The sequence below is a fragment of the Weissella ceti genome, assembly GCF_018394055.1.
GTDB classification, from domain to species: Bacteria; Bacillota; Bacilli; order Lactobacillales; family Lactobacillaceae; genus Weissella; species Weissella ceti.
On sequence record NZ_CP074441.1, the window covers coordinates 549015 to 575218 of the forward strand.

The window sequence follows — 26204 nt, forward strand, 5'->3', positions numbered from 1 at the left end:
TATATACTCGTTAAAGGAAGGCAATCATGAAGAAAAGAAAGCGACAAAAAAAAGCGAAAAAGCCGATTAATTTTGGGCATACTATTCGCAATTGGCAACAGCGATTCAAGTTTTTTGATGGCTGGCTCTTTTTAGGTATTGTTATTGTCATGATGTTTGGGTGTGCAATGGTGTATACCGCTAGTACGAACATGGCGACTGGAAGTGCGTTAAATTTCTTCATCAAACAAGCTGTATTTGGTGTTATTGCGGTGATTGCATTAATCACGATTTATCTTTTCCCGATCAATTGGGAGTCAGAGCAATATCGTTTCTTTGTTAATGCACTCACAATTCTATTGATTTTTGTGCTGTTTATTACATTGATGTTTGGACCAGTTACCAGTGGTGCCAAAGGATGGCTTTACTTTATGGGATTTGGTTTTCAACCTGTTGAATACTTTAAAATCGCCTTGATTTTGTATTTGTCATGGCGTTTCTCAAAAACCGTGCGCAATTATAAAGCTATCCCTGGCGGCAAGACACTACGTGCTAAGCTATGGAGTGTGCAAAACTTAACTTTTCCAGTTGCGGGAATGGGCTTAACTGCTTTAATGCCTGACTTAGGTGGGACAGTTATCTTAGGATTAATTTTTTTGATGATTTCTTTTACTGCAGGAGTAGGCGTTGGTTATCTATTGACACTAGTTTTATTGATTATTGGAACGCTGCTTATTATGCCAATTCTATTGCCATTACTTGAGCAATACGGTTTCTTGCAAACGTATCAATTAGCTCGTTTTGAAGCTTACATTGATCCATGGTCTGTGGGTGATGGCGCGGGACATCAATTGATTAATTCATACTATGCACTAAGTAATGGTGGTTTTTTTGGTCGAGGCCTGGGAAATAGCATTCAAAAATTAGGCCTATTGCCAGAACCAAATACGGACTTTATTCTAGCGATTATTGGTGAAGAATTAGGCGCTATAGCTGTCTGTGCGCTCTTAATTTTCATGGGAGTCATCACATTACGCTTAATGTGGTATGGCATTAATACCCGAAACCTACATTATCGTTTGATTTTGTTTGGTATTGCTGCTTATATCATTATCCAAATCTTTATTAACTTGGGTGGAGTAACCGGTCTATTACCAATTACTGGAGTTACGTTCCCATTAATTTCTTATGGTGGATCATCACTATTGTCATGGGGGCTGACCTTTGGCTTGGCCTTTAATATTATTGGTAAACTACGTCAAGAGGCGTATGAACGAGGAGAATAACATGTCGTTTGAAAAAACAAATCGACGTTCATTGATTGTATACTTGAAGAATGTACGACAAGCACGTCAATTACGTCGTTTTGGAATCGTTAACTACGTTTCTGAAAAAATGAATTATGCAACCATTTATATGGATGAAAAAGACATCGCAAGTAAAAAAGCTTTGATTGAACGATTAGGTTTTGTTGATCATGTAGTTGAATCAGAATGGCCTAATGTGGATACAACAGTTGGTGGTGAAAGTGATGGCATTGATTTCACTGTTGTAGCAGATGAAGAACTAGCGTTAGAACCGGCGGAAGACGAGGACCTATAATGCGAATTGTAAGTGGTACATTTGGTGGCCGTCGTCTAAAGGCGGTTCCAGGGACAAAGACACGTCCTACAACAGATAAAGTAAAAGAGTCAATTTTCAACATGGTTGGACCCTATTTTGATGGTGGCCGCTCATTAGATCTATATGCTGGATCTGGTGGTCTATCAATCGAAGGAGTTTCACGTGGGATTGACCATGCGGTATTAGTTGACCGTCAATTTGAAGCGATTAAGACAATTAAAGAAAATATTGCGGTCACAAAGGCTGAAGACCAATTTACAGTGATCAAAAGTCGTGCAGATCAAGCAATTGAACGACTAGCTGGCGGTGAAGCCTTTGATTTGTTGTACTTCGATCCGCCATATGCAAAGCAAACAATTGCTGAAGATGTTAAAAAATTAGCAAACTTGGGATTAATTGCAGAAGATGCCATTATCATTGCGGAAACCGACCAAGTTGCCGATTTACCAGACAATCTATCTGGATTTACACAAATTAAGCAAAAAGATTACGGTATTACTGTAATCACGATTTATGAAAGTGAGAACTAGATATGAAACGCGCACTTTTTCCAGGAAGTTTTGATCCATTTACAAATGGCCATTTAGATATTGTGACGCGTGCGTCACATATGTTTGATGAAGTTGTCATTGGGATTGGTATTAATTCAGCAAAGACAGCAATGTTTACTGACAGTGAAAAAGTTGACCTAATTGCTTCAGCAACTAATCATCTAACGAATGTGCGTATTGAACTGATGCAAGGATTAACGGCCGAATTCGCCAAAAAGATTGATGCAGAATTCCTTGTCCGTGGTATTCGAAATGAACAAGACTTTTTATATGAACGTAACATTAGTGAGATGAATCATTTATTGACTGAAATTGAAACGGTATTTTTCATGGCACGACCAGAAAATCAAATGCTTGCTAGTAGTGTGATTAAAGAAGTTGCTAAAGCAGGAGGCTCTGTTGATAAATTCTTACCCGCACACATTGCGACAGCCTTGAAAGAGAAGATGAGTTAACGGATGCGTAAAATAATTAATTATTTTGAAATCCATGGGCTAAAGCTAATGCTAGCTTCGCTGGTTATTATCATCATTAGTATTCTTTTACCGTTACCAGTGTATGTTGAACAGCCTGGATCAGCCAAAGACTTATCAGATAACGTTGAAATCTCGGATAAAAAACCGGATTTGAACGGTGAATATATGATTACGTCAGTTGGCATTAAACGTGTTAATATTTGGGGCGTTGCATCTGCAATGATGTCACCACATAAAACACTGTTGTCTGAAGATGATGTGTTAGGTGGGGCAACGATGCAACAAGATCAAGCATTAAATGCACTATATATGAGTGCATCAATTAATCAAGCTAAAGTGAATGCTTATCATGAAGCCAAGATTCCGTACAAGCGTGTGTTTCAAGGTATCTATGTCTTGAATATTCAAGCAAATTCAAACTTTTCTGATGTCTTATCATTAGGTGATACGATTACTGCCGTTGATGGTAAAAAATTTACTAATACGGTTGATTTTCAAAAGTATATTCAATCGAAAAAAGTTGGTGAGAACATTAGGCTAACCTTTGAACATGCTGGTGAGGAACAAACGGCCACACGCAAAACAATTGGTATTGGTGAAAAGCAAGCTGTTTCAGGGATTGGAATTGCGTTAGCTGAAGATGCATCAATTGAAGGGAGCCCAGACATTGATGCAGACATGGGGTCAATTGGTGGTCCATCAGGTGGCTTGATGCTAACGCTTGAAATGACGGATGCGTTAACAGACCAAGATCTGGCACGTGGCCGTAAAATTGCGGGCACTGGAACGATTGATAATGATGGAAATGTCGGTGAAATCGGTGGTATAGATAAGAAAATCATTGCTGCTCGTGACGCTGGCGCAACAATTTTCTTGGCGCCATATGTTGCATCTACAAAAGCTTATCGTGAAGAAACCGGAAATACGCAAACAAACTATGAAGTAGCAAAAGCAACCGCTAAAGAATATGCACCAGATCTAACGGTTGTGCCGGTTAAAACCTTAGCTGAAGCAATTTCTTATTTACGCAAATAGTTGACACGGTTTTTGTATTTTGATAGGCTAGAATGGTTAGTTCGTACAGATAGCATGTCTTATACATGCCGAAGAAAGAGGCGAGACACTACACCGGTTTTCGGGGTAGCGTCTTTTTTTGTGAGAAATAGCGAAAACAAGCGAAGGAAACTTATAATATGAATAAAAAAGATTGGCACGTTCTAGGTGCCGTAATTGCTGCCGGCTTGATGAGTTTTGGTGGTGTTCTAATCGAAACAGCGATGAACGTGACGTTCCCGCATTTGATGCAAGAATTTAATACTGATGCAAGTGGGATTCAATGGGTGACAACGGGTTACTTGCTAGCCATTGCCATCGTTGTGCCAATTTCCGCTTACCTAATCCGTAACTTTTCTATTCGTAACTTGTTCTTAGTTGCGGAAATGATGTTCTTGATTGGTTTGACAATGAACGCTTTTTCACCAAACATGATGATGTTGTTGTCAGGGCGTGTTTTGCAAGGGATTGGAACAGGTATCGCCATTCCATTGATGTTCCACATTATTTTAACGAAAGCACCACTTGAAAAGCGTGGAGTCATGATGGGAATCGGAACAATGACAACTGCCATTGCGCCTGCTATTGGACCTACGTATGGTGGTATTTTACTTAGTTCACTAGGATGGCGTAGTATTTTCTGGTTCTTGATTATCATCGTGATGGTATCACTATTTATTGGGTTAAAGAGTATTCCTGCAGAAGATGTTAAGTGGGATGAGAAGTTCAACACCGTTGCCTTTTTAACATTGGCAGCAGGGCTTTCAATGTTATTGTTGTCTGTTGAACAAATGTCATTGAAGTGGTTGCTACTAAGTTTTGTCGCTTTGATTGGTTTCTACTTTGCTAACAAGAAGCGTATGTTGTTAAACCTAACAATCTTCAAGTTTAGCCAATTTGATATGTTGATGTATTCACTATTGGTGTACCAAGCATTATTCTTGGGATTGTCATTCGTGTTACCAAATTACCTACAAATGGGTATGGGAGCTACATCAACTGAAGCTGGACTATTCATGTTCCCAGCAGCCGTTATTGGAACAATTTTGGCGCCGGTTTCTGGACGCTTGTTGGATTTATTCGGACCAAAGTGGCCAATTACAATTGGATTAACAATTGCTACTGTCGGAACAGTCTTTATGGCGCTTGCTTTCCAAAGTCTGAACTTTTGGACTTTGATGGCTGCGCAATGTTTCATGATGATTGGAACGGGATTGTCATACAGTAACTTGATGGCTGTTACACTTGGAAGTCTACCCGAAGAATTGAAGGGTGACGGAAACAGTATCGTAAATACAGGTCTACAATTTATGGGTGCCAGCGCGACTGCGATTGTTGCTCAAATTTTGGGTAGTGCCACACAAAACGACGCTGTTAATGGTGTAGTGATTGGGGCACAACAAGGAGTCGTGTTCCTAGCGGTTATGATTGTTGTCTCATGGTTGCTATTCTTAGTTGCACGTCGCAATCTAGCTTAATTAAATCAACGTTAGAAAGACCAATGTTTAAACATTGGTCTTTTTTTCAACTCTTTTCAAAATACATCTTTAAGCGTATAATAGTAGGGACTGAAAAGAGCAAAGGAGGAAATGTCAATGGCCACACGAATTCCAGAAGCCGTAGTTACAGAGATTCGGGAACGCGTTAATATTGTTGATGTGATTTCTCCATATGTTCAATTAAAAAAACAAGGACGTAACCTGTTTGGTAATTGTCCTTGGCATGAAGAACGTACACCGTCATTTTCGGTGAATGAAGAAAAACAAATTTTTCATTGTTTCTCATGTGGCCGTGGGGGAAATGCTTTTAGTTTCTTAATGGAACTAGAGAATCTCTCTTTCCCACAAGCCGTTGCAAAGGTTGCTCCTTTGGCGGATGTGACACTGGACGCGTCTTATTTATCAGACACAAAGTCAGAGTCTGTAGATCCACAAATTAAGGCACTACGTGAATTATATGATGATGCGAATAAGTTATATCATCACTTATTAATCAATACTGCCGGTGGAGTAGATGCATTAACCTATCTACAACAACGTGGTCTTGATGATCAAACGATTGATGCATTCATGCTGGGGTATGCCCCTAAGAATGATGTGTTGTTGGAATATTTCCAAGGTAAAGGTGTTGATTATCAATTACTACGAGCATCTGAATTGTTCGTTGAATGGGATGATGGATCATTACATGATCGTTTCAATGATCGTGTCTTATTCACCATTCGTGATCAAGCAGGACATCCGATTGCATTTTCAGGTCGTCGTCTAAGTGCCGATGATCAACAACCAAAGTACATCAATAGTCCAGAAAGTCTATTGTTTAATAAGTCTCGTGAACTTTTCAATCTAGATTTAGCGCAAAATGATATTAAGCAATCAAAGCACGTTATCTTGTTTGAAGGATTCATGGACGTTATTGCAGCGTTTCAGGCTGGTGTACGTAATGGGGTTGCCTCAATGGGAACGTCATTAACGGTTGATCAAGTCCAACGTCTTGATCGCATCGCCACTGACATTACAATTGCATATGACGCAGACGCTGCCGGTCAAAAAGCCACAAAACGTGCCTTAGACTTGTTAAGTCACAATAGTCGTATGCAAGCAAGCGTGGCACATATTCCAGACAATCAAGATCCAGATGAGTATTTACGTGCTCATGATGCAAATGCATTTTTGGATTTAATGACCCGTCATACGGAAGACCCCATTTCATTCAATATGCGTTTCCTACGCCAAGATCGTAATTTGAATAATCAAAACGAAGTTGTTGGCTATGTGAATGATGTATTAGGTGTTCTAGCAAAGTTAGATTCTAAAGTGATGCAAGATATGTATCTGCATAAGCTATCTGAAGAATTTAACATCAGCTTAGATGCCTTAAATGGGCAAATGCGTCCCATGCAATTGCGTAATGTCGTGGATCGTGGAGAGTTTATCGAACCTCCAGAAGAGCCAGTGGAATTTGGTGAGCCAGTTGATTCTAATTGGCAACGCTTAACCGAACATCGTCAAGAAACACGAACGCAAAAAGCTGAACGTATGTTATTAGCTTGGATGTTACGTGATCCAGATGTTTGGTTGATGGTAACACAACATCCTGACTTTAGTTTTGCGGATGTATCATATGAAACCTTGTATCAATTAACTTCGGCATTCCGTGCCGAAGGGCACACACAAGGGGCTATTGATCCGCAAGCATTAATGGATTTTGTCCAAAAACCAGAATTAAACCAAATTCTTGCGACGTTTAGTGCAATTCCAGACGACTTATTCCAAGATACGGATCAGGTTACGGCATATATGCAAGTAATTATGATGGATGAGCCAATGGCTCAACGTATTACAACTATTAAACAACAATTAGCTGATGCCCGCGCAAGGCACGATACAACACTAGAAGCTCAATTGAGTGTCGAACTTGTTAATGCGTTACGTGAGCAACAGTTAGCAAAGAAACAATAGGAGATCTTTCATGACTGAAGAAAAAGCACAAAATGTAAGTAACTTCTCAAAGGCAGACTTAGACAAGGCTGTTAAGAAGATTATTAAAGAATTCAAAAAAGACAAAGAAATTCGTGAAGATCTATTGGAAACAACTTTGTTGAACCCTTTGAAGCTTGATGAAACACAAGTTGAAGAAGTGTATGCTGAAATCGAATCTTCAGGTATCTCAATCGTTGATGAAAATGGAGAACCTACAGAACGTGCATTGAAGAATCGTAAGACTGCTTTGTCTGCTAAGGAATTGAAACAAGCGGCTGATGCACCAACTGGAATGAAGATTAATGACCCAGTTCGTATGTACTTGAAGGAAATCGGACGTGTGTCACTTTTGACTGGTGAACAAGAAGTGCACTTGGCTGAACGTATCGAAGAAGGTGATGAACTTGCCAAGCAAGAATTGGCCGAAGCTAACTTGCGTTTGGTTGTCTCAATTGCCAAGCGTTATGTTGGTCGTGGAATGCAATTCTTGGACTTGATTCAAGAAGGTAACATGGGATTGATGAAGGCCGTTGAAAAGTTTGACTACCGTAAGGGGTTCAAGTTCTCAACATATGCCACATGGTGGATCCGTCAAGCGATTACTCGTGCAATTGCTGACCAAGCTCGTACAATTCGTATTCCTGTGCACATGGTTGAAACAATCAACAAGTTGATTCGTATCCAACGTAACTTGCTACAAGACCTTGGACGTGAACCAACACCTGAAGAAATCGGTGCGGAAATGGATATCCCAACTGAAAAGGTTCGCGACATCTTGAAGATTGCTCAAGAACCTGTTTCATTGGAAACACCAATCGGTGAAGAGGATGATTCACACTTGGGAGACTTCATTGAAGACAATGAAGCCATTTCACCAGCTGATTCAGCTGCATACGAAATGTTGAAGGTCCAATTGGAATCAGTTTTGGACACATTGACACCGCGTGAAGAACAAGTTTTGCGTTTGCGTTTCGGTCTTGATGATGGACGTACACGTACACTTGAAGAAGTGGGTAAGGAATTCGGCGTAACACGTGAACGTATTCGTCAAATTGAAGCAAAGGCCTTGCGAAAGCTACGCCACCCATCTCGTTCAAAGCAATTGCGTGATTTCTTAGACTAAGCCACGTGATTTTTTACGTTAAGTAAGTTAGAATAATAGATAATGAAAAGAACCAGCATTTCGCTGGTCCTTTTTTATTATATGCAACTATTTTAAGTAACATTATTGTGGCAAAATCTTGTGTATATCGCCTAATAATGTTTGTGAAACGAGTAGTAGGATAACATTGAAAATGTAAATATATGGGAATGGAGGATGTTGTATGAATACACAAGAAAGACAAGATAAATTGGCCGACTTTAGTTGGCCGGTACTTATCTCAAATTTCTTCTCAGTTTTTGGAGAAGGGGTATACCGATTTGGTTTAAATTGGTTCATCGTATCTACATACGGTGATGCGCGTTTGCTTGGATGGCTGACGGCATTTGGATTTATTGTTTATTTGGCCAACGACATGTATGTTGGGGCCGTATTAGATCGCTTTGATCGTAAGAAAGTATTGGTGGTGGCCGATCTGTTCGGCGGAATAGGATTGTTGATTTTATCAATGTTCTTAAATCCCGATTCACCACAACTATTTATCTTGTTTGCACTAACGTTTATTATGAACGTTGATATCTCTTATGCATATCCAGCCGGACGTGCTGTATTACCTGATGTTATCAAAAGTCGTTCAATTCCGCGTTTCAATGCTTTCGTCAGTGCAGCCTTTTCAGCTGGTCAAGCCGTGGGTCCACTGGTGGGTGGATTCTTATTGCATCTAAATTGGATTAACCTACAAAGTTTCATGATTTTGTATGGTTTAATGGTTGTGTTGACTGCCTTAGTCAATATGATGATTAAATCCGTTCCGGAAGAAAAAGAAGATAAAGAACCCGAACCATTTATTGAAAGCTTAATTGATGGTTATCGTTATGTCGCACGTAAGCCAAAATTGTTTGAATCAATGTTGCTAACGGTATGGGGGAACTTCTGTTTTGAAGGATTCATCATCGCAATGCCATTTTTGATTCAGCGTGTCTATGGTGGCTCAGCCACGGACTATTCAAGTGCATTGACAGTTGCAGCTGTTTCTGGAATTGTTGCGGGCTTAGTCTTGGCTCAAAAGCCGGCCTGGAATAAAATACGAACACTTTACTGGGATTTTTATGCATTAGGTGTAGTATTCGTATTGGCAGCGTTTGTGAATACTTTGTGGGCATTAGTCATTGTGATTATCGTAAATGGACTAATGCGTGCATCATTTGTGATTAAGATTAATACCGTTCGACAAGAAGATAGTGCACCTGAGTACTTAGGGCGTGTCTTTGGAATTTCATTCTTTGCCACTGACTTATTTGTTCCCGTCATTACGATTTCATTTGGTTATGCAATCAGTGCCGTTGGATCTTGGATTCTATTAATTATTGGAATTATGTTATTGGCTGGATTTGCTATCATTCGCATTTATTGTCATCATCGCGAAGTTAAACTAGGCCTAAGTTAAAACGTCTAAAAACCACTCATTTGAGTGGTTTTTTTCGTATGTCACAGCTTTTTCATGGTAAAATAAAATTAAGAGAAATATGTAGGAGACGTGCCATGACAAAAGTATTAGTCGTTGATGATGAGCCAGCACTGGTAACGCTGACGACCTACAATCTAGAACAAGCAGGATATACGGTTATTTCCGCTAACGATGGGCAAAATATTCTCACAACGATTCAATCAGAAGCGATTGATTTGGTCTTGTTAGATGTGATGTTGCCATACAAAAGTGGGATTGAGCTATTACGTGAAATTCGGGCTGAAAAATTAACGGTTCCAGTAATTCTATTAACGGCCTTAGATGCTGAAGTGGATAAAATCGTGGGTCTTGAAATGGGCGCTGATGACTACATTACTAAACCATTTAGTCCTCGTGAATTATTGGCCCGTATTAAAGCGATTATGCGTCGCTTTGAAGCTGGCAAAGAAAACACGAAACAAGCATCTAATATGCAAGCCTTTGATTCATTGACGATTAACTATGATCACATGTCTGTCACGAAACATGGTCAATTAGTAAAACTTACCCCAAAAGAGTATGAGTTGTTAGTATACTTGACCAGCAATGTTGGTCGTGTTTTAGAACGGGAAACAATCTTACATGGTGTCTGGGGATACAGCGATGCTGGGTCTGACACACGAATGGTTGATATGCATATGTCCCATTTACGCGATAAAATCGAAGACAATCCAAAACAACCACAGTACCTACGTACGGTGCGTGGGATTGGTTATCGTTTTGATTTACCAAACGCGTCGAAGTAGGGCCAAATTATGAAGAAATTAGTCTATCATTTTAGTGTAACTTTCATTGTGTTTACGCTTTTAAGCTTAGCCATGAGTTATTTATACAGCATCGTCAAAGTGGATTTTAATTTTGACTGGGGTTATGTCATATTTTCAACTGGTATTTTGAGTTTAGTATTCGTCCTTTGGACGACCTGGTTACGACATCAACGAGCCCGTCATTTAGAGATATTTATCCAAAAGTTGCAAGCGATGCAAACAAATAGTACTTCAATGGGGCAAGTATTACTACGACCAGATGAAGAATTTGCGCCACTAGCAACCGCGGTTAATGCTGTGCAACAAAGTAATCAGCAACGCTTAGCACTATTGCACCAACAATCACAAAAGTTAGCTGCGTTAGTAAATAATATGCCCTTAGGGGTATTACGGATTAATGCACAACGGCAAATTGTTGAAATCAATCCTTTAGCTTTTGACTTACTACAACTTGACCGACGTGTTGTAGGCCAACCATTCGATAATGTCTTCAAAACACATAAGCTGGTAACGTTAGTGAATCAAGCTTTTACCCAACAGACTGATGGCCGCGAGCGTATTTCAGTTGATCCATATTTGATTGATATTTCTGTGATTCATTTTCAGGCTAATCCACGCGAGCAAAATATTCTGGTGTTGTTGTATGATGTAACACAACTCACGCAAATTCAGGATATGCAGGCAGATTTCTTAGTTAATGCTTCTCATGAATTGCGTACACCATTAACCGCTTTGTCTGGATTTACCGAAACTTTATTAGCAGGAGCCAAAGATAATCCTGAAACGGCAACACAGTTCTTAGAGATCATGCAAGGGGAAGTTGATCGTTTAATCAGCCTAACCGAAGATATCTTGACCTTGTCTCGAGTACCTAAAACAGCCGTTGCTGGGCAATCAATTCATTTAAAATCATTAGTCGATGAGATTTTGAATCAGCAAATTAAGTTAGCAGATAAATATGAGGTAACCTGCTACAACGAGGTAACAGAGGATATCCAGGTTTGGCAAGATGAACAAGATTTACGTCGTATCTTGCTAAACTTAGTGGTGAATGCAATGAAGTACAATCGCCCCAATGGTGAAGTTCACATTCGTGCATCTCAAAACACAGAAGGCATGACATTAATCGTTGAAGATTCAGGCATTGGTATTTCTAGTGAGCAACAAGCGCGTATCTGGGAGCGTTTCTATCGCGTCGATGAGTCACGAAATCAGAAAATTCCCGGAACTGGATTAGGATTATCAATCGTTTCAGAAATTGTTGAAAACCGTTTTGGAAACATTGAACTTACGAGTCAAGTTGGCGTAGGTACAACAATTACAGTTACTTTACCTAAGTTAATTAAATAAGAATGAACAATCATTCTTTAATAAAAGCAATATTTAGAAATAATTAAAACAATAAAAGAGGCAGATATCATGGAAAAGAAGCGTCCCGTATTAATTGGAGTTACTGGTGGTTCAGGATCAGGAAAAACAACAGTAAGTAAGAACATTTTTGAAAAGCTTGCTGGTGAATCAGTCACAATGATTCCACAAGATGCTTACTACAATGACCAAACAAACATGACAATGGACGAACGTAAGGCTGTTAATTACGATCACCCGGACTCATTTGACACAGCATTGCTGTCTGAACATTTGAAGCAATTGTTAGATGGTAAGTCAGTTGAACAACCAACTTATGACTACAAGGATTACAACCGTGCGGAAGAAACAGTCACAATCGAACCAACTGACGTGATTATCGTTGAAGGGGTGTTGTTATTCGTTGAACCAGAAGTACGTGACCTACTAGACATTAAAATTTACGTTGACACCGATGATGACATTCGCTTTATCCGTCGTATGCAACGTGATTTCGTTGAACGTGGTCGCTCAACTGAATCGGTGGTTAACCAATACCTAGAAACGGTTAAGCCTATGTATCATCAATTCGTTGAACCAACAAAGCGCTATGCCGATATTATTTTGCCTGATGGTGGTGAAAATATTGTTGGAATCGGGATGATTGAAGCGCAAATTCGTGCTATTCTAGAAGATAAGTAAACAAATACAAGGAGACCTATATGTTGATTGCAACTTATAACCAAGTTGGTATGGGAAATGTCTTGATGCTTTTGACAGCACAAGCTGAAGGGACTGTAACTGCAGAACAACGCGGAGATGTTGTTCGTTTGATGGACGCCCAAAACCAAGTGGTTGGATTCAATATCTTAAATGCAACTGACCACATCGATGGCCTAACAGGTGCCGGACAAGTGAACTTGTCAGAAATGCAAGTGGCAGCGATTAATAATGTGATGAAGGCGAGTGATTTTTCTGATGAAGTCGTCGCTGATACTGATCCAAAATTTGTGGTTGGATACGTTGATAGCGTAAAGCCACATCCAGACTCAGATCATCTACAAATTACAGATACATTGGTTGGGGACGACGAACACGTACAAATCGTTTCCGGTTCACCAAACATGAAAGCTGGTATCACAGTTGTTGTGGCGAAAGTTGGTGCGATGATGCCATCAGGTTTGATCATTTGGCCTGGTGCACTTCGTGGGGAAGCTTCCAATGGGATGATCGTTTCAGGACGAGAACTTGGATTGCCAAATGCACCACAACAACCAGGTGCAATGATCTTGCCAGATAACTTTGCGCCAATCGGGACACCATTTGATCGTACATCAGATGAAGCCCAAGCGATTTTTGACTAAACAGATAGGGAGAAAGCGTATGGCTGAACAACGACCAATTGTCTACTTTCAGCGACTAATGGGAAATTACGATCGACAAGTTGCAGAAATTATGAAGGCAAAACGTGAATACTTAGTATTCGCCGATGAAGAAGACGTCTTGGAACCTGTAACCGTTGACCGTGAGCCAGTGATGGTTGAAGTATTGACACCAAAGCCAGTACCAACACAATTAAAGCCTAAGCCAATTGTTGAATTAAACGCGCCACTTGAAGAGCGCGAGTTAGAATCAGTTGAAGACCCACAAGAAGAACCAGAAATGGCGCCTACTGTGGTTGAACCTGAACCAACACCCATTGTTCAACCGGCAGAAGTTGTTACACCGATTGTGATGACACCAAAGGCATCAACTGAAGTGAAGGCCGTTTCAACAAGCATGCCTGAGCCAAAGCCTAAGCCTAAGGTAGCTGAAAAGAAGGTTGAAGAAGAAGCACCAAAGACTAAGCCAATGACTGGACTAGGGTTGAACCTTGATTCAATTTTTAACGAGGAGTTCTCGGCAGAACAAACAGGTTACTTTGGTAAATAATGAAAAGACTAGGCAACTAGTCTTTTTTTGTATCTTGCGATCCATGAAATGTCGGCGAAAGACTAATAATATGGCGTTTTTTTTGGTAAGATAGAAGTACAAGTATCACGAATTATGACAGTGGAGAGAAGATATGAACAAAGAGACAATGTATTATTTTATTGGAATCAAGGGTTCTGGTATGAGCTCACTTGCACGTATTCTGCATGACCAAGGATATCAAGTATCTGGTTCAGATATCGATGAATACACATTTACCCAAAAGCCATTGGAAGACGCTGGTATTGAGATTAAATCATTTGATCCAGCTAATCTACATGCAGGTATGACCGTTATTCGTGGAAACGCGTTTGATGATAATCACGTGGAAGTTGCGGCAGCACTAGCAATGGGTGATGCTATTACACTAATGACATACCCAGAAGTTGTGCAATCTTTGATTGAACAATTTACATCAATCGGTGTTGCAGGAGCCCATGGTAAAACATCTACAACTGGGCTATTAGCCCACGTGATGTCTGGAATCGCACCAACATCATACCTTATTGGTGATGGTAGTGGACGAGGTGTGCCAGATGCACGTTTCTTTGTCTTTGAAGCCGACGAATATCGTCGTCACTTTGAAGACTACCGTCCAGACTACGGAATCATGACCAACATTGACTTTGATCACCCTGACTACTTTTCAGGCATTGACGATGTTCGTTCAGCGTTCACAGATTACGGAAACCATGTAAAGAAGGCTATCTTTGCTTGGGGTGATGATCCACATTTGCGCGAACTAGCAATTGAAACACCAATGTACTTCTACGGAACAAACCCTGAAAAGGATGACTTCTACGCAACAAACATTCGTCGTTCAACAACAGGTTCATCATTTGATGCTTACTACCACGATGAATTCTTGGGTAACTTCGAAGTACCATTGTTTGGTCAACACGGAGTCTTGAACTCATTAGCCGTTGTGGCGGTCAGCTACTTCGAAAAGATGGATGCCGACTTGGTTAAGGAAGAATTAGCGTCTTTTAAGGGTGTTAAGCGCCGCTTTACAGAAAAGCAAATTGGCCCCGTGACCGTCATCGATGATTACGCACATCACCCATCAGAAATTAAGGCAACAATTGACGCAGCACGTCAAAAGTACCCAAATCGTAATATCGTGTCTGTTTTCCAACCACACACATTTAGCCGTACGATTGCGTATCAAAGTGAATTTGCTGAAACACTGGACTTGTCAGACGATGTTTATCTGACTGAAATCTTTGCGTCAGCACGTGAAGAACGTGGAGATATTCAATCAAAGGATCTAGGGGATAAGATTAGCAAGTTCCGTGGCATTGTTTCACCTGAAAATGTGTCACCATTGTTGGATCATGAAGATGGTGTCTTCGTCTTTATGGGGGCCGGTGATTTGCAAAACACTGAATTCGCTTTTGAAAAGCTATTGGCAAATACACAAAATAACCTACAATAATGCATTTCCGCTAGGTTTAAGTTTCATTTGCTAATATATATAATAAGAATTGAATAGAAATGAGGAGTAGTATATGGATAATTATAATTACGAAAATCCACGTGTTGTGAACCAAGACAGCGCTGGATTAAATGCCTTCTTCCGTAAGGTATACACTTACATGGGATTGGCTCTGTTGGTTACATTCGTGACTGCATACATTGGTGTCACAGTATTTCCAGTGCAAATTGCGGCCATCTTTACTAGCACAGCATCATCATTGATTATGCTAGCTATCATGATTGGATTTGTTTTCTTGTTTAGCCGAAAGGTTATGACAAATCCTGGAGCAGCCTTTGGTATGTTGATGGGATTCGCCGTTTTGAACGGGGCAACATTCGCTGTAATTGGTTTGACTGTTGATATGACATCAATCATTTACGCTTTCCTAACAACTGTTTTCTTGTTCGTTGGAATGGCTGCTTATGGATTCCTAACAAAGAAGTCAATGGCTTCAATGGGAAGCATCTTGTTCGGAGCGGTAATTGCTTTGATTGTGGCGAACATCATCAACTTGTTCTGGTTTAACCAAACAATGTACCTAGTTGTATCTGTAATCGGTGTTGTTGTATTCGCTTTGTACACAGCCTACGACATGAACATGTTGAAGGAAATGTACTACGAATTCGGGCAAACTGATGCACGTACAACACAAGGGTTGGCAGTATCTGGAGCTTTGTCATTGTACATGGACTTCATCAACCTATTTATTTACCTAATCCGTCTATTCTCAAGTCGCGATTAGTCAATGAAACCCACGTCTTTACGTTAAAAGACGTGGGTTTTCTGTTATGATGGATATAACGAATAAAATGATGATTACATCAAGAAAGAGTGTATGATGGCTAAACCAACTTTACTATTAATCGACGGAAACTCACTTGCATTTCGTGCGTACTTTGCATTGATTAATCAAGTCGAACGTTTTGTAAGTCACACTGGATTGCACACAAACGCATTGGTAGGATTCAATAATTTACTAGATGGTATTGTAGATCCTTTCCAACCTGATCTAGCGCTAGTTGCATGGGACGTCGGTAAGACAACTTTCCGTACAGAAAAGTTAGAATCATATAAGGGAACTCGTAACTCAACACCTTCAGAATTAGTGGAACAATTTCCATACTTACGTGAAATGGTTGAGCTACACGGAATCAAGAGTTACGAATTAGCTAATTATGAAGCCGACGACATTATTGGAACAACGGCGCGTATGGGAGAAGCAGCTGGTTATCAAGTAACCATCGTAACTGGAGACAAAGACTTAACTCAATTAGTCACAGATAACACAACGGTTCGGGTGACTAAGAAGGGGATTTCTGAAATTGAAAAGTATGACCCTGCTTTAGTTGCTGAAAAGTTTGATGGGCTTGTACCCGAACAAATTATTGAACTAAAGGGGCTGCAAGGGGATACATCTGACAATTACCCAGGAATCGCTGGAATTGGACCAAAGACGGCGGTTAAGTTGATGAAGCAATTTAATACGATTCCAGAAATGTATGAACGTATTGATGAATTGAAGCCATCAAAGCAAAAAGAAAAGCTTATTGCTGGGGAAGCAGATGCCCGTTTGTCCCGTGACTTAGCAACCATTCGTACAAACGCACCCGTTGAATATGCATTGGAAGATCTTGCTTATCGTGGACCAGACTACGTGAATATCGTACCGTTCTACGAACAACTAGATTTCAAGTCAAACTTGGCTAAGTTAGCAAGTCAAGGACACGTGGGTAGTCAAACCGAAGGGGAAACACCTACACAACAAGACATTGCATACACCGAACTAACAACAGCGAACTTAGATTTGTTGACGAAGTTCACGAAAACAATTAGTGTTTTTGTGGAATTGGATGATGCTAATTATCACACTGCCGCACCAGTTGGGATTGTGATTGGAAATGATGATGAAGGGTATGTTGTAACCCGTGATGTGAACATGTTGATGGAGTCACCTGAAGCAAAAGCATTATTGGCAGACGAATCTATTAAGAAGAATGTCTTCAATGCGAAGTCAACGATGATTACATTGGAACGCTTGTCACTACCAATCGCTGGTATCCAATATGATCTACAATTGATGACTTATTTGACTGACACTAACGACAATTCAACAGATTTGGGCATTTTAGCGCAACAACATGATTACTACGGTCTACAACCCGATGCCGATGTTTACGGGACCGGGGCCAAGTTCGAAATTCCTTTGGATGACGATGTGTTCTTTGCGCACTTAGCACAAAAGGGACATGTACTTGGTTTTGTGCCTGAAAAGTTGGCGGAAGACTTAAAGTCACGTGAACAATTTGGTCTGTACGAAGAAATGGAATTACCACTAACAACCGTTTTGGCTAAGATGGAAATGGCTGGTATTACCGTTGATAGTAACCTATTGTACGAAATGGGAAGTAAGATGATTGAGCGTTTAGCTGAATTAGAACAAACCATTTACGCGCAAGCTGGTCACGAATTTAACATTCAATCACCTAAGCAATTAGGTGTGATCTTGTTTGAAGAAATGGGTTATACGCCAATTAAGAAAACAAAAACTGGTTACTCAACAAGTGTTGAAGTATTAGAACAAATGGGTGATGTACCGATTGTGGAATCAATTTTGGCCTACCGCCAAATTGCAAAGATTAAGTCAACATACGTTGATGGACTACTACGTGTGATTCATGGTTCTGATTCAAAAGTACACACACACTATGAACAAGCCCTAACACAAACTGGTCGTCTAGCCTCAAATGATCCAAATCTACAAAATATTCCCGTACGCGTTGAAGAAGGCCGCCGTATTCGTCAAGCATTTACTGCTAGTCACGAAGACTGGGTCATTATGACATTTGACTATTCTCAAATTGAACTGCGTGTGTTAGCTGATATTACTGGTGATGAAAACATGCAAGCCGCATTTAAGAGTGGGGAAGACATTCACGCAGATACAGCACGTCGTGTCTTCGGCTTAACACCTGACCAAGAAGTTGATTCTGATATGCGTCGTAAGGCAAAAGCCGTTAACTTTGGGATTGTCTATGGTATTTCCGACTTTGGACTTGCTAAGAACATCAATGTATCACGCGCTGAAGCCAAAGATATGATCGAAAAGTACTTCGAACAATACCCAGGTATCAAGCGCTGGATGGATGAGATTATCACTTTTGCGCAAGAAAATGGTTATGTTGAAACGTTGGCGCATCGTCGTCGTTACTTGCCAGATATCAAGGCTAAGAATTTCAATGTCCGTAGCTTTGCGGAGCGTACGGCGATGAACTCTCCAATTCAAGGTTCTGCGGCGGATATTATTAAGATTGCGATGTTGAATGTACAGAAAGCATTAGATGATGAAGGACTTGAATCAAAGATGCTACTCCAAGTACATGACGAATTGATCTTTGAAGTGCCGCGCAATGAAGTAGCGCGTATGCATACTTTGATTCCAGAAGTGATGGATTCTGCGATGGCATTAAATGTGCCGTTAAAAGTTTCTTCTCATGAAGGATCAAACTGGTATGATGCCAAATAATATAAGTAAATAAAACCAGGAAGCAGTTACTTTTGGTAACGTTTTCTGGTTTTATTTGTTCTTTTTATCCTGTTTTTATATATAATATGTCAGAATTATTGGCATTTTATTTGAACTTTCTTTTTATAAGCGTTACAATATATGTATACCAAGTAACATATACGGTATTAACACAACATACAACGCAAGGAGGATAGTATTATGGCTTTAGACGAAAAGATGGATGGACTAAAGGATCAAGCAACTGGTAAGGTGAAGGAAGTTTCAGGTGCAGTTACTGGAGATACTAAAACCGAAGTTGAAGGTAAGGCTGAAGGACTATTGGGAAAAGCTAAGAATGCTGCTTCTGATTTGAAGGACAAGGCTGCCGACGTTGTAGAAGACGTTAAAGAAAAGTTTGATAAGTAGTCTATAAAACTTATCCCACTCACAACGATTCATTGCCCCCTATAAATGAAGTTCGCGAAGATTGGGATAAAAAAACACGTAGCCAAGAGGTTACGTGTTTTTTTGTCTTTGCAGAAGTTATATGAATCATGTTAGTAGGGCTAGTTAATAAAAGTTGTATTCTTTGCTTTCCAGTCTTCTAACTTAATGCTTACCCAGAATCCATAAATACCTAGGGTAATAATTATCAATAGTAGCCACTTTATCCAATTTACAAATAAACCAATCGCTGAGCCATTAAAGCGCATACGATGTCCGTCAATAACCGTATGATTAATTTTCCAACCATATACTAAACAAAGTGCCCAAGGGTACAATAATCCAAATGAACAAATCGTCAAAATGCCACCAAGAAGTGACCACCCAATCAACGCAAACAGACCACCGTCAAAAAAAGATTGACGACCATATTTCATCTCAGGTCCCATAACAAATCTCCTAAACATATTTTTTATGAAACTTTATTATACCGGAAAATCAACCTAAAAGTGATCATTTATATCCTTAATTTAAAGTTGTATACATCCGTGGATTATTAACTCTGAGATCTTTTTTAATGTGCTTTTTTGCATCCACATTCTCAAATACTGATAAGTCACCAGGGTATTCTCGAATAATTGCAAAGGCATATTTAGCGATGTCTTCTTCAGTGAGATGATGTTTGTCTAGTTTTGAACGAGCGATGACAACATTAAGCACACGATTGTGTTGTTCAAATTCCACAATGGCCGCAGCATATTCTTCGTCATCAATATGCGGGTGAAATTCTTTAAACCAATGATTTAATGCGTGAACTTGTCTATCAGCTAGATGATTAACATCTTTTGGCGCATTTGGCTCACTACCGATGGCAAAGTACATTACCAATAAAATAACGACTGAAAAAATTAAGCCGCTAATTTGGTCCTTATTCATATGTAAACTCCTAATATGTTTGTAACTCTTAATATCTATGTATGTCATTAAGTAGGGAAGGGCGTCGTGTCTAAATTAGCACGCATTTGTCTATTATAGAGCATAAAGTGTTGTTATTTTAACTTTTACATGAAAACTTTAAAATAACATTGAAAGCAGAAGACATGTTTCAAACATAGGAGCATACGAAATAGCATTTAGGATATTGTTCAGTTTATAATCACGTCGGTGTCTATATGGGATAGGACAGGGCTTTATGATATAATGAGAACTATTAAAATCTAAGTTTTGCACATAAATTGCAATCAAAACGTATCCATATAAAGTCAAAGGGAATGACCAATGGATAGACGTTATCGCTCAGAGAGGAGAAACACATGCCTGAACTACCCGAAGTCGAAACTGTCCGTAAGGGATTGAATCGTTTAGTCCAAGGAAAGACAATTGAATCCGTCGAGGTGCGCTGGGATAAAACGATTTCAAATATGAGCCCAGAAGAATTCGATGCTGAGATAGCAGGTCGTGTTATTGAAGTTGTTGAGCGCCGCGGTAAGTATTTATTGTTCCGTCTTTCTGGTAAACAAACCATGGTATCGCATTTACGTATGGAAGGTTCATACTACACGATGCCTGCGGGAACTGAACCTGGTAAGCATGACTTAGTGACTTTCAAATTAGATGACGGCGTTGATTTGTTCTATCGTGATACCCGTAAATTTGGGCGTATGACTTTAGTGCCAAATGAGGCCGTCATGACGGTTGCTGGATTAGCTAAGATTGGGCCTGAACCAACAGTAGAGGATTTGAGTCTTGAATATATGACCCAAATTTTCGGTAAATCAAAGACAGCCATTAAGCCTTTCTTATTAGACCAAAGTAAAATCGCTGGGATTGGCAACATTTATGCCGATGAAGTTTTATGGCAAACAATGATTCATCCACTGACAAAAACCAACGATGTTACGCCCACAGAACTGGCAGAGTTACGCCTAAACATTATTAATGAAATGGCACGTTCAATTGCCCATCACGGAACAACCGTACATAGTTTTACTGATGCCTTTGGTGAAGCTGGTGAATTCCAAAATGAACTTGAAGTATATGGCCGTAATGGCGAACCTTGTCTGCGCTGTGGGACACCCTTGGTAAAGATAAAAGTTGCACAACGCGGAACAACATTCTGTCCCGTTTGTCAGATACAAAAGGAGTCATAATGTATAAGCTAGGATTAACGGGTGGAATCGCGACTGGAAAGTCTACCGTTAGTGATTATTTACGTCAACAAAACATTCCAGTTATTGATGCAGATGCCGTATCACACGACGTCCTGAATACGGATCAACGCGTCTTAACCGATTTGCGTGAAACTTTTGGCGATAACATTTTTATTGACGGAAAATTATCACGACCACAATTGGGTAAAATCGTCTTTGGTAATCTAAAAGCCTTAGACAAACTAAACAAAATTACGCATCCTCGTATTTTTGAACGTATTAATGAAATCGCTGAAGAATTAGCTTTAGCTGGCAACACGTTTATTGTGTACGATTTGCCTCTGTTGTTAGAATCCCCAAGTCCGGTCACATTTGACGGTATTATGGTCGTGACAACCAATGCAGACCATCAACTAAAGCGCCTAATGGCGCGTAATAATTTATCACCAGAAGATGCGCAAAAGCGCATTGATTCACAAATGCCCATCGCTGAGAAAGTGAAACTTGCAGACTTTGTCATTGACAATGATGGATCAATTGATGAGACCTATAACCAAGTGCAACAAGTACTAGAACAAATTACACATGCATAAAGAAATCTGAGGAGGTCAGTATGGCTGCTTTTGCTTTACATCAACGTTATCATTTACAGCACTCAGCTGACTTAACTACCGAACAAATCACGGCTTTAAGCCAAGTATATCTACCAATTATTGGTCACGATGCATTTGTCTTATATATGTACTGGCAAACAATGCCAAAGCAAGCCGGTTTATTGAACCACACCCAATTGATGAATATGACCAATTTAGGTCTAAAAACTTTTGAATCAAGTCGCCAACAATTAGAAGGGTTGGGGTTATTAAAAACCTACCAACAAGACTTATCAAACGATACACAGTGGACATATGTTTTACAATCACCCATGACAATGCCACAATTTTTATCAGATCGTTTATTGACAAGCTTGTTAACCCATTATGTTGGTGAAACGACCGTGCAACAATTAGTTACGATGGTACAAAGCCAAGATGTAGTCCCATCTGGTAAAAACGTTTCGCGTTCATTTTTCGATATTATCGGAGATAATGCTTTTACACCGCTACAACAAGCACCAATGAATCATCAAGTCACGCCAACAGTGACAAAAGTATCTACTAGCAACCAACTTGATCTTAAATTGATGAGCCAAATGTTGGCATCTTTTGCTGTGCCAATGACTGAATTAAAGGCCAAAGAAAATGAACTCCTGATTGAAAAGAAGCTATACGGTTTGTCAGACACTGAACTAGTCCGATTGATTCAACAACATTTAACGGTTGATCATACAATCGACATTACCGCATTGCGTAAGACACTACAAAAGGGTGTCACAACGGGACAGAAGAAACCTTTGTCATCAGTTCAACTCAATACACCTGACACAGAAGTAACGACAGAACCTAGCGTGCAACCGAAAAATGCAGCCGAAGCGTTAATGCAACAAGTCCGAACGGCTAGTCCCATTAGTTTCTTACAAGCATTGCGTAAGCATAATAACGGATTCATTACAGATGCCGAAGTTAAATTATTAAATGACATTGCGCAATTGAATACACTTCCTAACGAAGTGATTAATGTGTTGTTGTATGAATTGACTGTTACTCAAAAGAAAACAACGATTAATCGCAACTATATGCAAGCAATTGTTAATGATTGGGCACAAGCACAGATTAAGACTGCACCAGCAGCCTTCGAATATCTAAAAGCTCGCTCAACAAAGCAACGTGAGCAGATGCAACAGCCTAAAACTTACTATAAGCAACCAACTCGTCGTCATGTACAAGAAAAACGCCCCGATTGGTCAAAACAAACTGTTGCGAAAGTTTCATCAGCTGATAAAGAAGCAGCAGCTAAGTTAATGGCTGAATTCCAAAACGAGAAAAAGGAGTAACCTATGGCAGATCAACAACTGACTAATATGGGTGATGCACTAAAGACTATTCTAAGTACGAACAACTTAGGCGGTCGTTTTGCAGCCATTCAAGAAAAAGTACTATCTGACACTGAAGTGGTTTCATTTTTAGAAGCACACGCAGACCAAATTACCCCCGATATGATTCGCCGTGATTTCTCAGTCCTGTTTGAATTTGTCGATCAACGTGACCGCGCAAAAAATGGTCAATTTGTCGTTCACCGTGGGTATAAGCCTGTCTTGTCGTTCAATGAACATCAAATTACGGTTCTTTACCAACCAGATGAAGAAACAATCAACAAGCGATTGCATGAACAAACAGGTAACATGGTTAAAACAGTCGCCATGTCTGACAAAATGGTTAGTCGCGCTAGCTTAAATGATTTTTCAGTTGATGATGATGATCAAGCGCTGGCGTTAGTTGGTGTATTAAACTTTATTCGTCAATATGATCCAAAGTCACCAACCTATCAAAAGGGACTTTATTTGCAAGGTCCGTTTGGGGTTGGTAAGACACATTTGATGGCAGCCATGGCCAATGCATTTGCCAATAAGGGTGTGCCAGTTACATTAGTGCATTTCCCGAGCTTTATTAACGAACTAAAGGCAAGTTTTGATAAGCCAGGTGTCAGTTTAACTGATCAATTAGCCGCTATTAAACAAGTGCCAATTCTTGTCTTGGATGATATTGGCGCAGAATCATTATCTGCTTGGAGTCGTGACGATATTTTCGCCGTTATTTTGGAATATCGTATGCAAAACGAATTACCAACATTCTTCACATCAAACTTTTCAATGGCAGCCTTAGAAAAAGACTTCTTACCATTCTCAAAGGATGGTCAAGAACCTTTGAAAGCTGATCGATTGATGCAACGTGTGCGTTTCTTAGCCTCAGAAACACCAATGCACGGAACAAATAAGCGTCTACCTTAATGACTCATCCAATCGTTAAACGTTTACGTCCTTGGCTGTTACTAATCTTAGTAACGCTAGGGGCGTTTCTGTTTTTAAAGCACGATACATATTTGTATCAACAGCCAGTTGCGACGATCACTGAAGTCAAAACGACTGAGGCAAGTGATACCAGTGATCAATTTGGTAATCAGGTGCAACAATTTGACCAAGCAATTAAAGCCAAAATCATGAACGGTAGTCGTCATGGCACGATGATTCAATTGAATAATCAGTATGACAGTTCATTAGCACTGACAACCGAATTGAAAGCAGGGCAGCAATTATTTATTCGTGAAGGTGATAAAGACATCTGGCAAATCCAAAATACTAAGCGTGACTACATTTGGTTGCCCATTTTAGTCTTTATTTTGGGATTAATGGTTATTTTGTTTGGCAAAAGTCGGCAAAAATTACTTATTTCAACATTAATGAACGTTTGTTTATTTATTTTGTTCATCTTTTTAGACTTAAATCTAGGGAATTCAAGTATTTTTGCTGTTTTTATTGGTTTCGCCATTTTGGCAACACTATTAACAACGGGTATTTTACTAGGTTTTCGTTCCCATCTGACGTGGATTATTAATGCGACGGTATTAACAACCGGGTTAATAACCACATTGTTAGCCTTAATCGTATTCTGGCTGACCAATGAAAAGGGGATTTACTATGAGCACATGGATTTTGTAACACAAGATCCGGCAAGCCTCTTTTTAGCCGTTACATTGGTTGGACTACTGGGTGCATTATTGGATGAAGCAACTGATATGACGGTCGCGATTGATGCATTAGTACAATCGCGTCCGGATATGAGTTGGCAAGCTATTGTACAGGCTGGACGTGAAATAGGACAAACTATCTTTGGATCACTTAATAACGTTCTACTGTTGATTTTTATGGCCGAACAAATCCCGCTAGCAATTCTGTATTTGCGCAATGGTAATTCATGGGATTATACGTTTGCTGCGACATTGTCACTAGGTTTAATTCAAACATTAATTAGTGCCATTGGTATTGTTTTGACCGTCCCAATTGGACTAGGCTTCATTTTAATTTTCCGTCGTTGGTCAGGAGGTAAACTATGAGCGTCGCCTTGAGTTTAGGGTTTATTCTATTAATTTTAATGTGTGTCATTGGTGGTTTTAAGGGCTTGGGGGCGTTCATTAGCTTAGGTCTCAATATCATTATGCTGATTATTGTGATGACTTTATTGAGTTGGGGGTTCAATCTCTACATCGTTACTGGTGTAGGGGCTATCTTGATTCTAACCGTCACGATTTTAAGTTCTGGTACTGACGAAGATACTGCGATAAATGCCATGGTTGTGAGTTTAACGATTATGTTGATGCTAATGCTCGTCATCGTTCCAGTGATTCATTGGGCCCAAGCATATGGTTTTGCTGGTGAGCACGCCTCAATGCTTGAGAGTCTATCGTTAACAATTCCAGTTAACTTTATGAATTTGAGCATTGCTGCTGCGTTATTAGCAACATTAGGGGCTATTTCTGAAGCAAGCGTTGCCTTTTCTTCAACATTAACGTTTATCTATAAGGATGTAGAGCAGCCTAATTTAACAAAATTGTATGAAGCGAGTCGACAAGCAGGTTTATCTATCGTTGGGACAGCCGTTAATACTGTCTTATTTGGTTTTTTCGCTGAATTTTTAGGTGCGGCATTGTTATTCGCTAAACTACAGTATACTTGGGCCGAAATCATTAATGCGAAGTTGTTTGTCGCAACGATGTTGTCCGTCTTATTTGCAATTTTAGGTGTGTTATTAGTTTTACCAATGACATTACTGTACTTTTATTACCAGCACAAAGATTCAACACGTAAATCAGCTTAAAGCCGCATATCTAGCATAA

Annotated in this window: 26 protein-coding genes; 24 read left to right on the forward strand and 2 right to left on the reverse strand. The window is 39.8% G+C overall.

Annotation, left to right across the window (positions count from 1 at the left end):
• Positions 1-26: 26 nt before the first annotated feature.
• The 18 genes from KHQ31_RS02785 to KHQ31_RS02870 all read left to right on the forward strand — a co-directional run bounded on the left by KHQ31_RS02785 (position 27) and on the right by KHQ31_RS02870 (position 19266).
• A complete protein-coding gene (locus tag KHQ31_RS02785; protein ID WP_213409471.1) occupies positions 27-1265 on the forward strand; it encodes an FtsW/RodA/SpoVE family cell cycle protein in 1239 nt (412 codons plus the stop codon).
• Between the two features lies 1 nt (position 1266).
• A complete protein-coding gene (locus tag KHQ31_RS02790; protein WP_213409472.1) occupies positions 1267-1581 on the forward strand; it encodes a YlbG family protein in 315 nt (104 codons plus the stop codon).
• On the forward strand, positions 1581-2132 hold the full coding sequence (rsmD, locus tag KHQ31_RS02795) for a 16S rRNA (guanine(966)-N(2))-methyltransferase RsmD (RefSeq protein WP_213409473.1): 552 nt from the start codon (positions 1581-1583) through the stop codon (positions 2130-2132). Before KHQ31_RS02790 ends, rsmD begins: the two co-directional genes overlap by 1 nt.
• A gap of 2 nt (positions 2133-2134) precedes the next feature.
• Entirely contained in the window at positions 2135-2608 is a 474-nt protein-coding gene (gene coaD, locus KHQ31_RS02800; RefSeq protein WP_213409474.1) for a pantetheine-phosphate adenylyltransferase, read from the forward strand.
• Between the two features lie 3 nt (positions 2609-2611).
• Positions 2612-3664, forward strand: coding sequence for a SepM family pheromone-processing serine protease (locus KHQ31_RS02805; protein WP_264336038.1), 1053 nt, complete (start codon positions 2612-2614; stop codon positions 3662-3664).
• A gap of 158 nt (positions 3665-3822) precedes the next feature.
• On the forward strand, positions 3823-5160 hold the full coding sequence (locus tag KHQ31_RS02810; RefSeq protein WP_213409475.1) for an MFS transporter: 1338 nt from the start codon (positions 3823-3825) through the stop codon (positions 5158-5160).
• Between the two features lie 117 nt (positions 5161-5277).
• Positions 5278-7143, forward strand: a complete 1866-nt coding sequence (dnaG, locus tag KHQ31_RS02815) for a DNA primase (protein ID WP_213409476.1) — start codon at positions 5278-5280, stop codon at positions 7141-7143.
• Between the two features lie 10 nt (positions 7144-7153).
• Positions 7154-8287, forward strand: coding sequence for an RNA polymerase sigma factor RpoD (rpoD, locus tag KHQ31_RS02820; RefSeq protein ID WP_213409477.1), 1134 nt, complete (start codon positions 7154-7156; stop codon positions 8285-8287).
• Between the two features lie 202 nt (positions 8288-8489).
• Positions 8490-9713: an MFS transporter gene (locus tag KHQ31_RS02825; RefSeq protein ID WP_213409478.1), complete on the forward strand. Its 1224-nt coding sequence runs from the start codon at positions 8490-8492 to the stop codon at positions 9711-9713.
• A gap of 95 nt (positions 9714-9808) precedes the next feature.
• Positions 9809-10519, forward strand: coding sequence for a response regulator transcription factor (locus tag KHQ31_RS02830; protein WP_213409479.1), 711 nt, complete (start codon positions 9809-9811; stop codon positions 10517-10519).
• 9 nt (positions 10520-10528) lie between these two features.
• Entirely contained in the window at positions 10529-11890 is a 1362-nt protein-coding gene (locus KHQ31_RS02835) for a sensor histidine kinase (protein WP_213409480.1), read from the forward strand.
• 69 nt (positions 11891-11959) lie between these two features.
• Positions 11960-12589 carry a uridine kinase gene (udk, locus tag KHQ31_RS02840; RefSeq protein ID WP_213409481.1) on the forward strand — a complete coding sequence of 210 codons (630 nt, stop codon included), beginning with the start codon at positions 11960-11962 and terminating at the stop codon, positions 12587-12589.
• A 20-nt stretch (positions 12590-12609) separates the two neighbouring features.
• On the forward strand, positions 12610-13251 hold the full coding sequence (gene ytpR / locus KHQ31_RS02845; protein WP_213409482.1) for a YtpR family tRNA-binding protein: 642 nt from the start codon (positions 12610-12612) through the stop codon (positions 13249-13251).
• A gap of 19 nt (positions 13252-13270) precedes the next feature.
• Entirely contained in the window at positions 13271-13819 is a 549-nt protein-coding gene (locus KHQ31_RS02850) for a hypothetical protein (RefSeq protein WP_213409483.1), read from the forward strand.
• Positions 13820-13952: 133 nt separating this feature from the next.
• Complete coding sequence (murC, locus tag KHQ31_RS02855) at positions 13953-15293, forward strand: UDP-N-acetylmuramate--L-alanine ligase (protein WP_213409484.1); 1341 nt, start codon at positions 13953-13955, stop codon at positions 15291-15293.
• 73 nt (positions 15294-15366) lie between these two features.
• Entirely contained in the window at positions 15367-16077 is a 711-nt protein-coding gene (locus KHQ31_RS02860) for a Bax inhibitor-1/YccA family protein (RefSeq protein WP_213409485.1), read from the forward strand.
• 96 nt (positions 16078-16173) lie between these two features.
• Positions 16174-18858, forward strand: coding sequence for a DNA polymerase I (gene polA / locus KHQ31_RS02865; RefSeq protein WP_213409701.1), 2685 nt, complete (start codon positions 16174-16176; stop codon positions 18856-18858).
• 201 nt (positions 18859-19059) lie between these two features.
• Positions 19060-19266, forward strand: a complete 207-nt coding sequence (locus KHQ31_RS02870) for a CsbD family protein (protein ID WP_213409486.1) — start codon at positions 19060-19062, stop codon at positions 19264-19266.
• 140 nt (positions 19267-19406) lie between these two features.
• Here the strand turns inward: KHQ31_RS02870 and KHQ31_RS02875 are convergent, their stop codons facing one another.
• Both KHQ31_RS02875 and KHQ31_RS02880 read right to left on the reverse strand, forming a co-directional pair.
• Positions 19407-19733: a hypothetical protein gene (locus KHQ31_RS02875; protein WP_213409487.1), complete on the reverse strand. Its 327-nt coding sequence runs from the start codon at positions 19731-19733 to the stop codon at positions 19407-19409.
• A gap of 76 nt (positions 19734-19809) precedes the next feature.
• Positions 19810-20220 (reverse strand): hypothetical protein, encoded by a 411-nt coding sequence (locus KHQ31_RS02880; RefSeq protein WP_213409488.1) that lies wholly within the window; start codon positions 20218-20220, stop codon positions 19810-19812.
• 377 nt (positions 20221-20597) lie between these two features.
• Between KHQ31_RS02880 and mutM the strand changes: the two genes are divergently transcribed.
• The 6 genes from mutM to KHQ31_RS02910 are packed head-to-tail and all read left to right on the forward strand — an operon-like array spanning position 20598 to position 26185.
• On the forward strand, positions 20598-21434 hold the full coding sequence (gene mutM / locus KHQ31_RS02885) for a bifunctional DNA-formamidopyrimidine glycosylase/DNA-(apurinic or apyrimidinic site) lyase (protein WP_213409489.1): 837 nt from the start codon (positions 20598-20600) through the stop codon (positions 21432-21434).
• On the forward strand, positions 21434-22027 hold the full coding sequence (gene coaE, locus KHQ31_RS02890) for a dephospho-CoA kinase (protein WP_213409490.1): 594 nt from the start codon (positions 21434-21436) through the stop codon (positions 22025-22027). Before mutM ends, coaE begins: the two co-directional genes overlap by 1 nt.
• Before the next feature lie 20 nt (positions 22028-22047).
• Positions 22048-23367, forward strand: a complete 1320-nt coding sequence (locus KHQ31_RS02895; protein WP_213409491.1) for a DnaD domain protein — start codon at positions 22048-22050, stop codon at positions 23365-23367.
• Positions 23368-23370: 3 nt separating this feature from the next.
• The gene (gene dnaI, locus KHQ31_RS02900) at positions 23371-24321 is read left to right on the forward strand and encodes a primosomal protein DnaI (RefSeq protein ID WP_213409492.1); all 951 of its coding nucleotides are present in this window, start codon (positions 23371-23373) and stop codon (positions 24319-24321) included.
• Positions 24321-25424 (forward strand): YibE/F family protein, encoded by a 1104-nt coding sequence (locus KHQ31_RS02905; protein WP_213409493.1) that lies wholly within the window; start codon positions 24321-24323, stop codon positions 25422-25424. Before dnaI ends, KHQ31_RS02905 begins: the two co-directional genes overlap by 1 nt.
• The gene (locus tag KHQ31_RS02910) at positions 25421-26185 is read left to right on the forward strand and encodes a YibE/F family protein (protein ID WP_213409494.1); all 765 of its coding nucleotides are present in this window, start codon (positions 25421-25423) and stop codon (positions 26183-26185) included. The genes KHQ31_RS02905 and KHQ31_RS02910 overlap by 4 nt, the downstream gene beginning before the upstream one ends.
• Positions 26186-26204 lie beyond the last annotated feature (19 nt).

What these genes read in the sequence shown, in the direction of transcription:
- KHQ31_RS02785 (WP_213409471.1), top strand. Translation starts at nt 27, where the DNA reads ATGAAGAAAAGAAAGCGACAAAAAAAAGCGAAAAAGCCGATTAATTTT.
- KHQ31_RS02790 (WP_213409472.1), top strand. Translation starts at nt 1,267, where the DNA reads ATGTCGTTTGAAAAAACAAATCGACGTTCATTGATTGTATACTTGAAG.
- rsmD (WP_213409473.1), top strand. Translation starts at nt 1,581, where the DNA reads ATGCGAATTGTAAGTGGTACATTTGGTGGCCGTCGTCTAAAGGCGGTT.
- coaD (WP_213409474.1), top strand. Translation starts at nt 2,135, where the DNA reads ATGAAACGCGCACTTTTTCCAGGAAGTTTTGATCCATTTACAAATGGC.
- KHQ31_RS02805 (WP_264336038.1), top strand. Translation starts at nt 2,612, where the DNA reads ATGCGTAAAATAATTAATTATTTTGAAATCCATGGGCTAAAGCTAATG.
- KHQ31_RS02810 (WP_213409475.1), top strand. Translation starts at nt 3,823, where the DNA reads ATGAATAAAAAAGATTGGCACGTTCTAGGTGCCGTAATTGCTGCCGGC.
- dnaG (WP_213409476.1), top strand. Translation starts at nt 5,278, where the DNA reads ATGGCCACACGAATTCCAGAAGCCGTAGTTACAGAGATTCGGGAACGC.
- rpoD (WP_213409477.1), top strand. Translation starts at nt 7,154, where the DNA reads ATGACTGAAGAAAAAGCACAAAATGTAAGTAACTTCTCAAAGGCAGAC.
- KHQ31_RS02825 (WP_213409478.1), top strand. Translation starts at nt 8,490, where the DNA reads ATGAATACACAAGAAAGACAAGATAAATTGGCCGACTTTAGTTGGCCG.
- KHQ31_RS02830 (WP_213409479.1), top strand. Translation starts at nt 9,809, where the DNA reads ATGACAAAAGTATTAGTCGTTGATGATGAGCCAGCACTGGTAACGCTG.
- KHQ31_RS02835 (WP_213409480.1), top strand. Translation starts at nt 10,529, where the DNA reads ATGAAGAAATTAGTCTATCATTTTAGTGTAACTTTCATTGTGTTTACG.
- udk (WP_213409481.1), top strand. Translation starts at nt 11,960, where the DNA reads ATGGAAAAGAAGCGTCCCGTATTAATTGGAGTTACTGGTGGTTCAGGA.
- ytpR (WP_213409482.1), top strand. Translation starts at nt 12,610, where the DNA reads ATGTTGATTGCAACTTATAACCAAGTTGGTATGGGAAATGTCTTGATG.
- KHQ31_RS02850 (WP_213409483.1), top strand. Translation starts at nt 13,271, where the DNA reads ATGGCTGAACAACGACCAATTGTCTACTTTCAGCGACTAATGGGAAAT.
- murC (WP_213409484.1), top strand. Translation starts at nt 13,953, where the DNA reads ATGAACAAAGAGACAATGTATTATTTTATTGGAATCAAGGGTTCTGGT.
- KHQ31_RS02860 (WP_213409485.1), top strand. Translation starts at nt 15,367, where the DNA reads ATGGATAATTATAATTACGAAAATCCACGTGTTGTGAACCAAGACAGC.
- polA (WP_213409701.1), top strand. Translation starts at nt 16,174, where the DNA reads ATGGCTAAACCAACTTTACTATTAATCGACGGAAACTCACTTGCATTT.
- KHQ31_RS02870 (WP_213409486.1), top strand. Translation starts at nt 19,060, where the DNA reads ATGGCTTTAGACGAAAAGATGGATGGACTAAAGGATCAAGCAACTGGT.
- KHQ31_RS02875 (WP_213409487.1), bottom strand. Translation starts at nt 19,733, where the DNA reads ATGGGACCTGAGATGAAATATGGTCGTCAATCTTTTTTTGACGGTGGT.
- KHQ31_RS02880 (WP_213409488.1), bottom strand. Translation starts at nt 20,220, where the DNA reads ATGAATAAGGACCAAATTAGCGGCTTAATTTTTTCAGTCGTTATTTTA.
- mutM (WP_213409489.1), top strand. Translation starts at nt 20,598, where the DNA reads ATGCCTGAACTACCCGAAGTCGAAACTGTCCGTAAGGGATTGAATCGT.
- coaE (WP_213409490.1), top strand. Translation starts at nt 21,434, where the DNA reads ATGTATAAGCTAGGATTAACGGGTGGAATCGCGACTGGAAAGTCTACC.
- KHQ31_RS02895 (WP_213409491.1), top strand. Translation starts at nt 22,048, where the DNA reads ATGGCTGCTTTTGCTTTACATCAACGTTATCATTTACAGCACTCAGCT.
- dnaI (WP_213409492.1), top strand. Translation starts at nt 23,371, where the DNA reads ATGGCAGATCAACAACTGACTAATATGGGTGATGCACTAAAGACTATT.
- KHQ31_RS02905 (WP_213409493.1), top strand. Translation starts at nt 24,321, where the DNA reads ATGACTCATCCAATCGTTAAACGTTTACGTCCTTGGCTGTTACTAATC.
- KHQ31_RS02910 (WP_213409494.1), top strand. Translation starts at nt 25,421, where the DNA reads ATGAGCGTCGCCTTGAGTTTAGGGTTTATTCTATTAATTTTAATGTGT.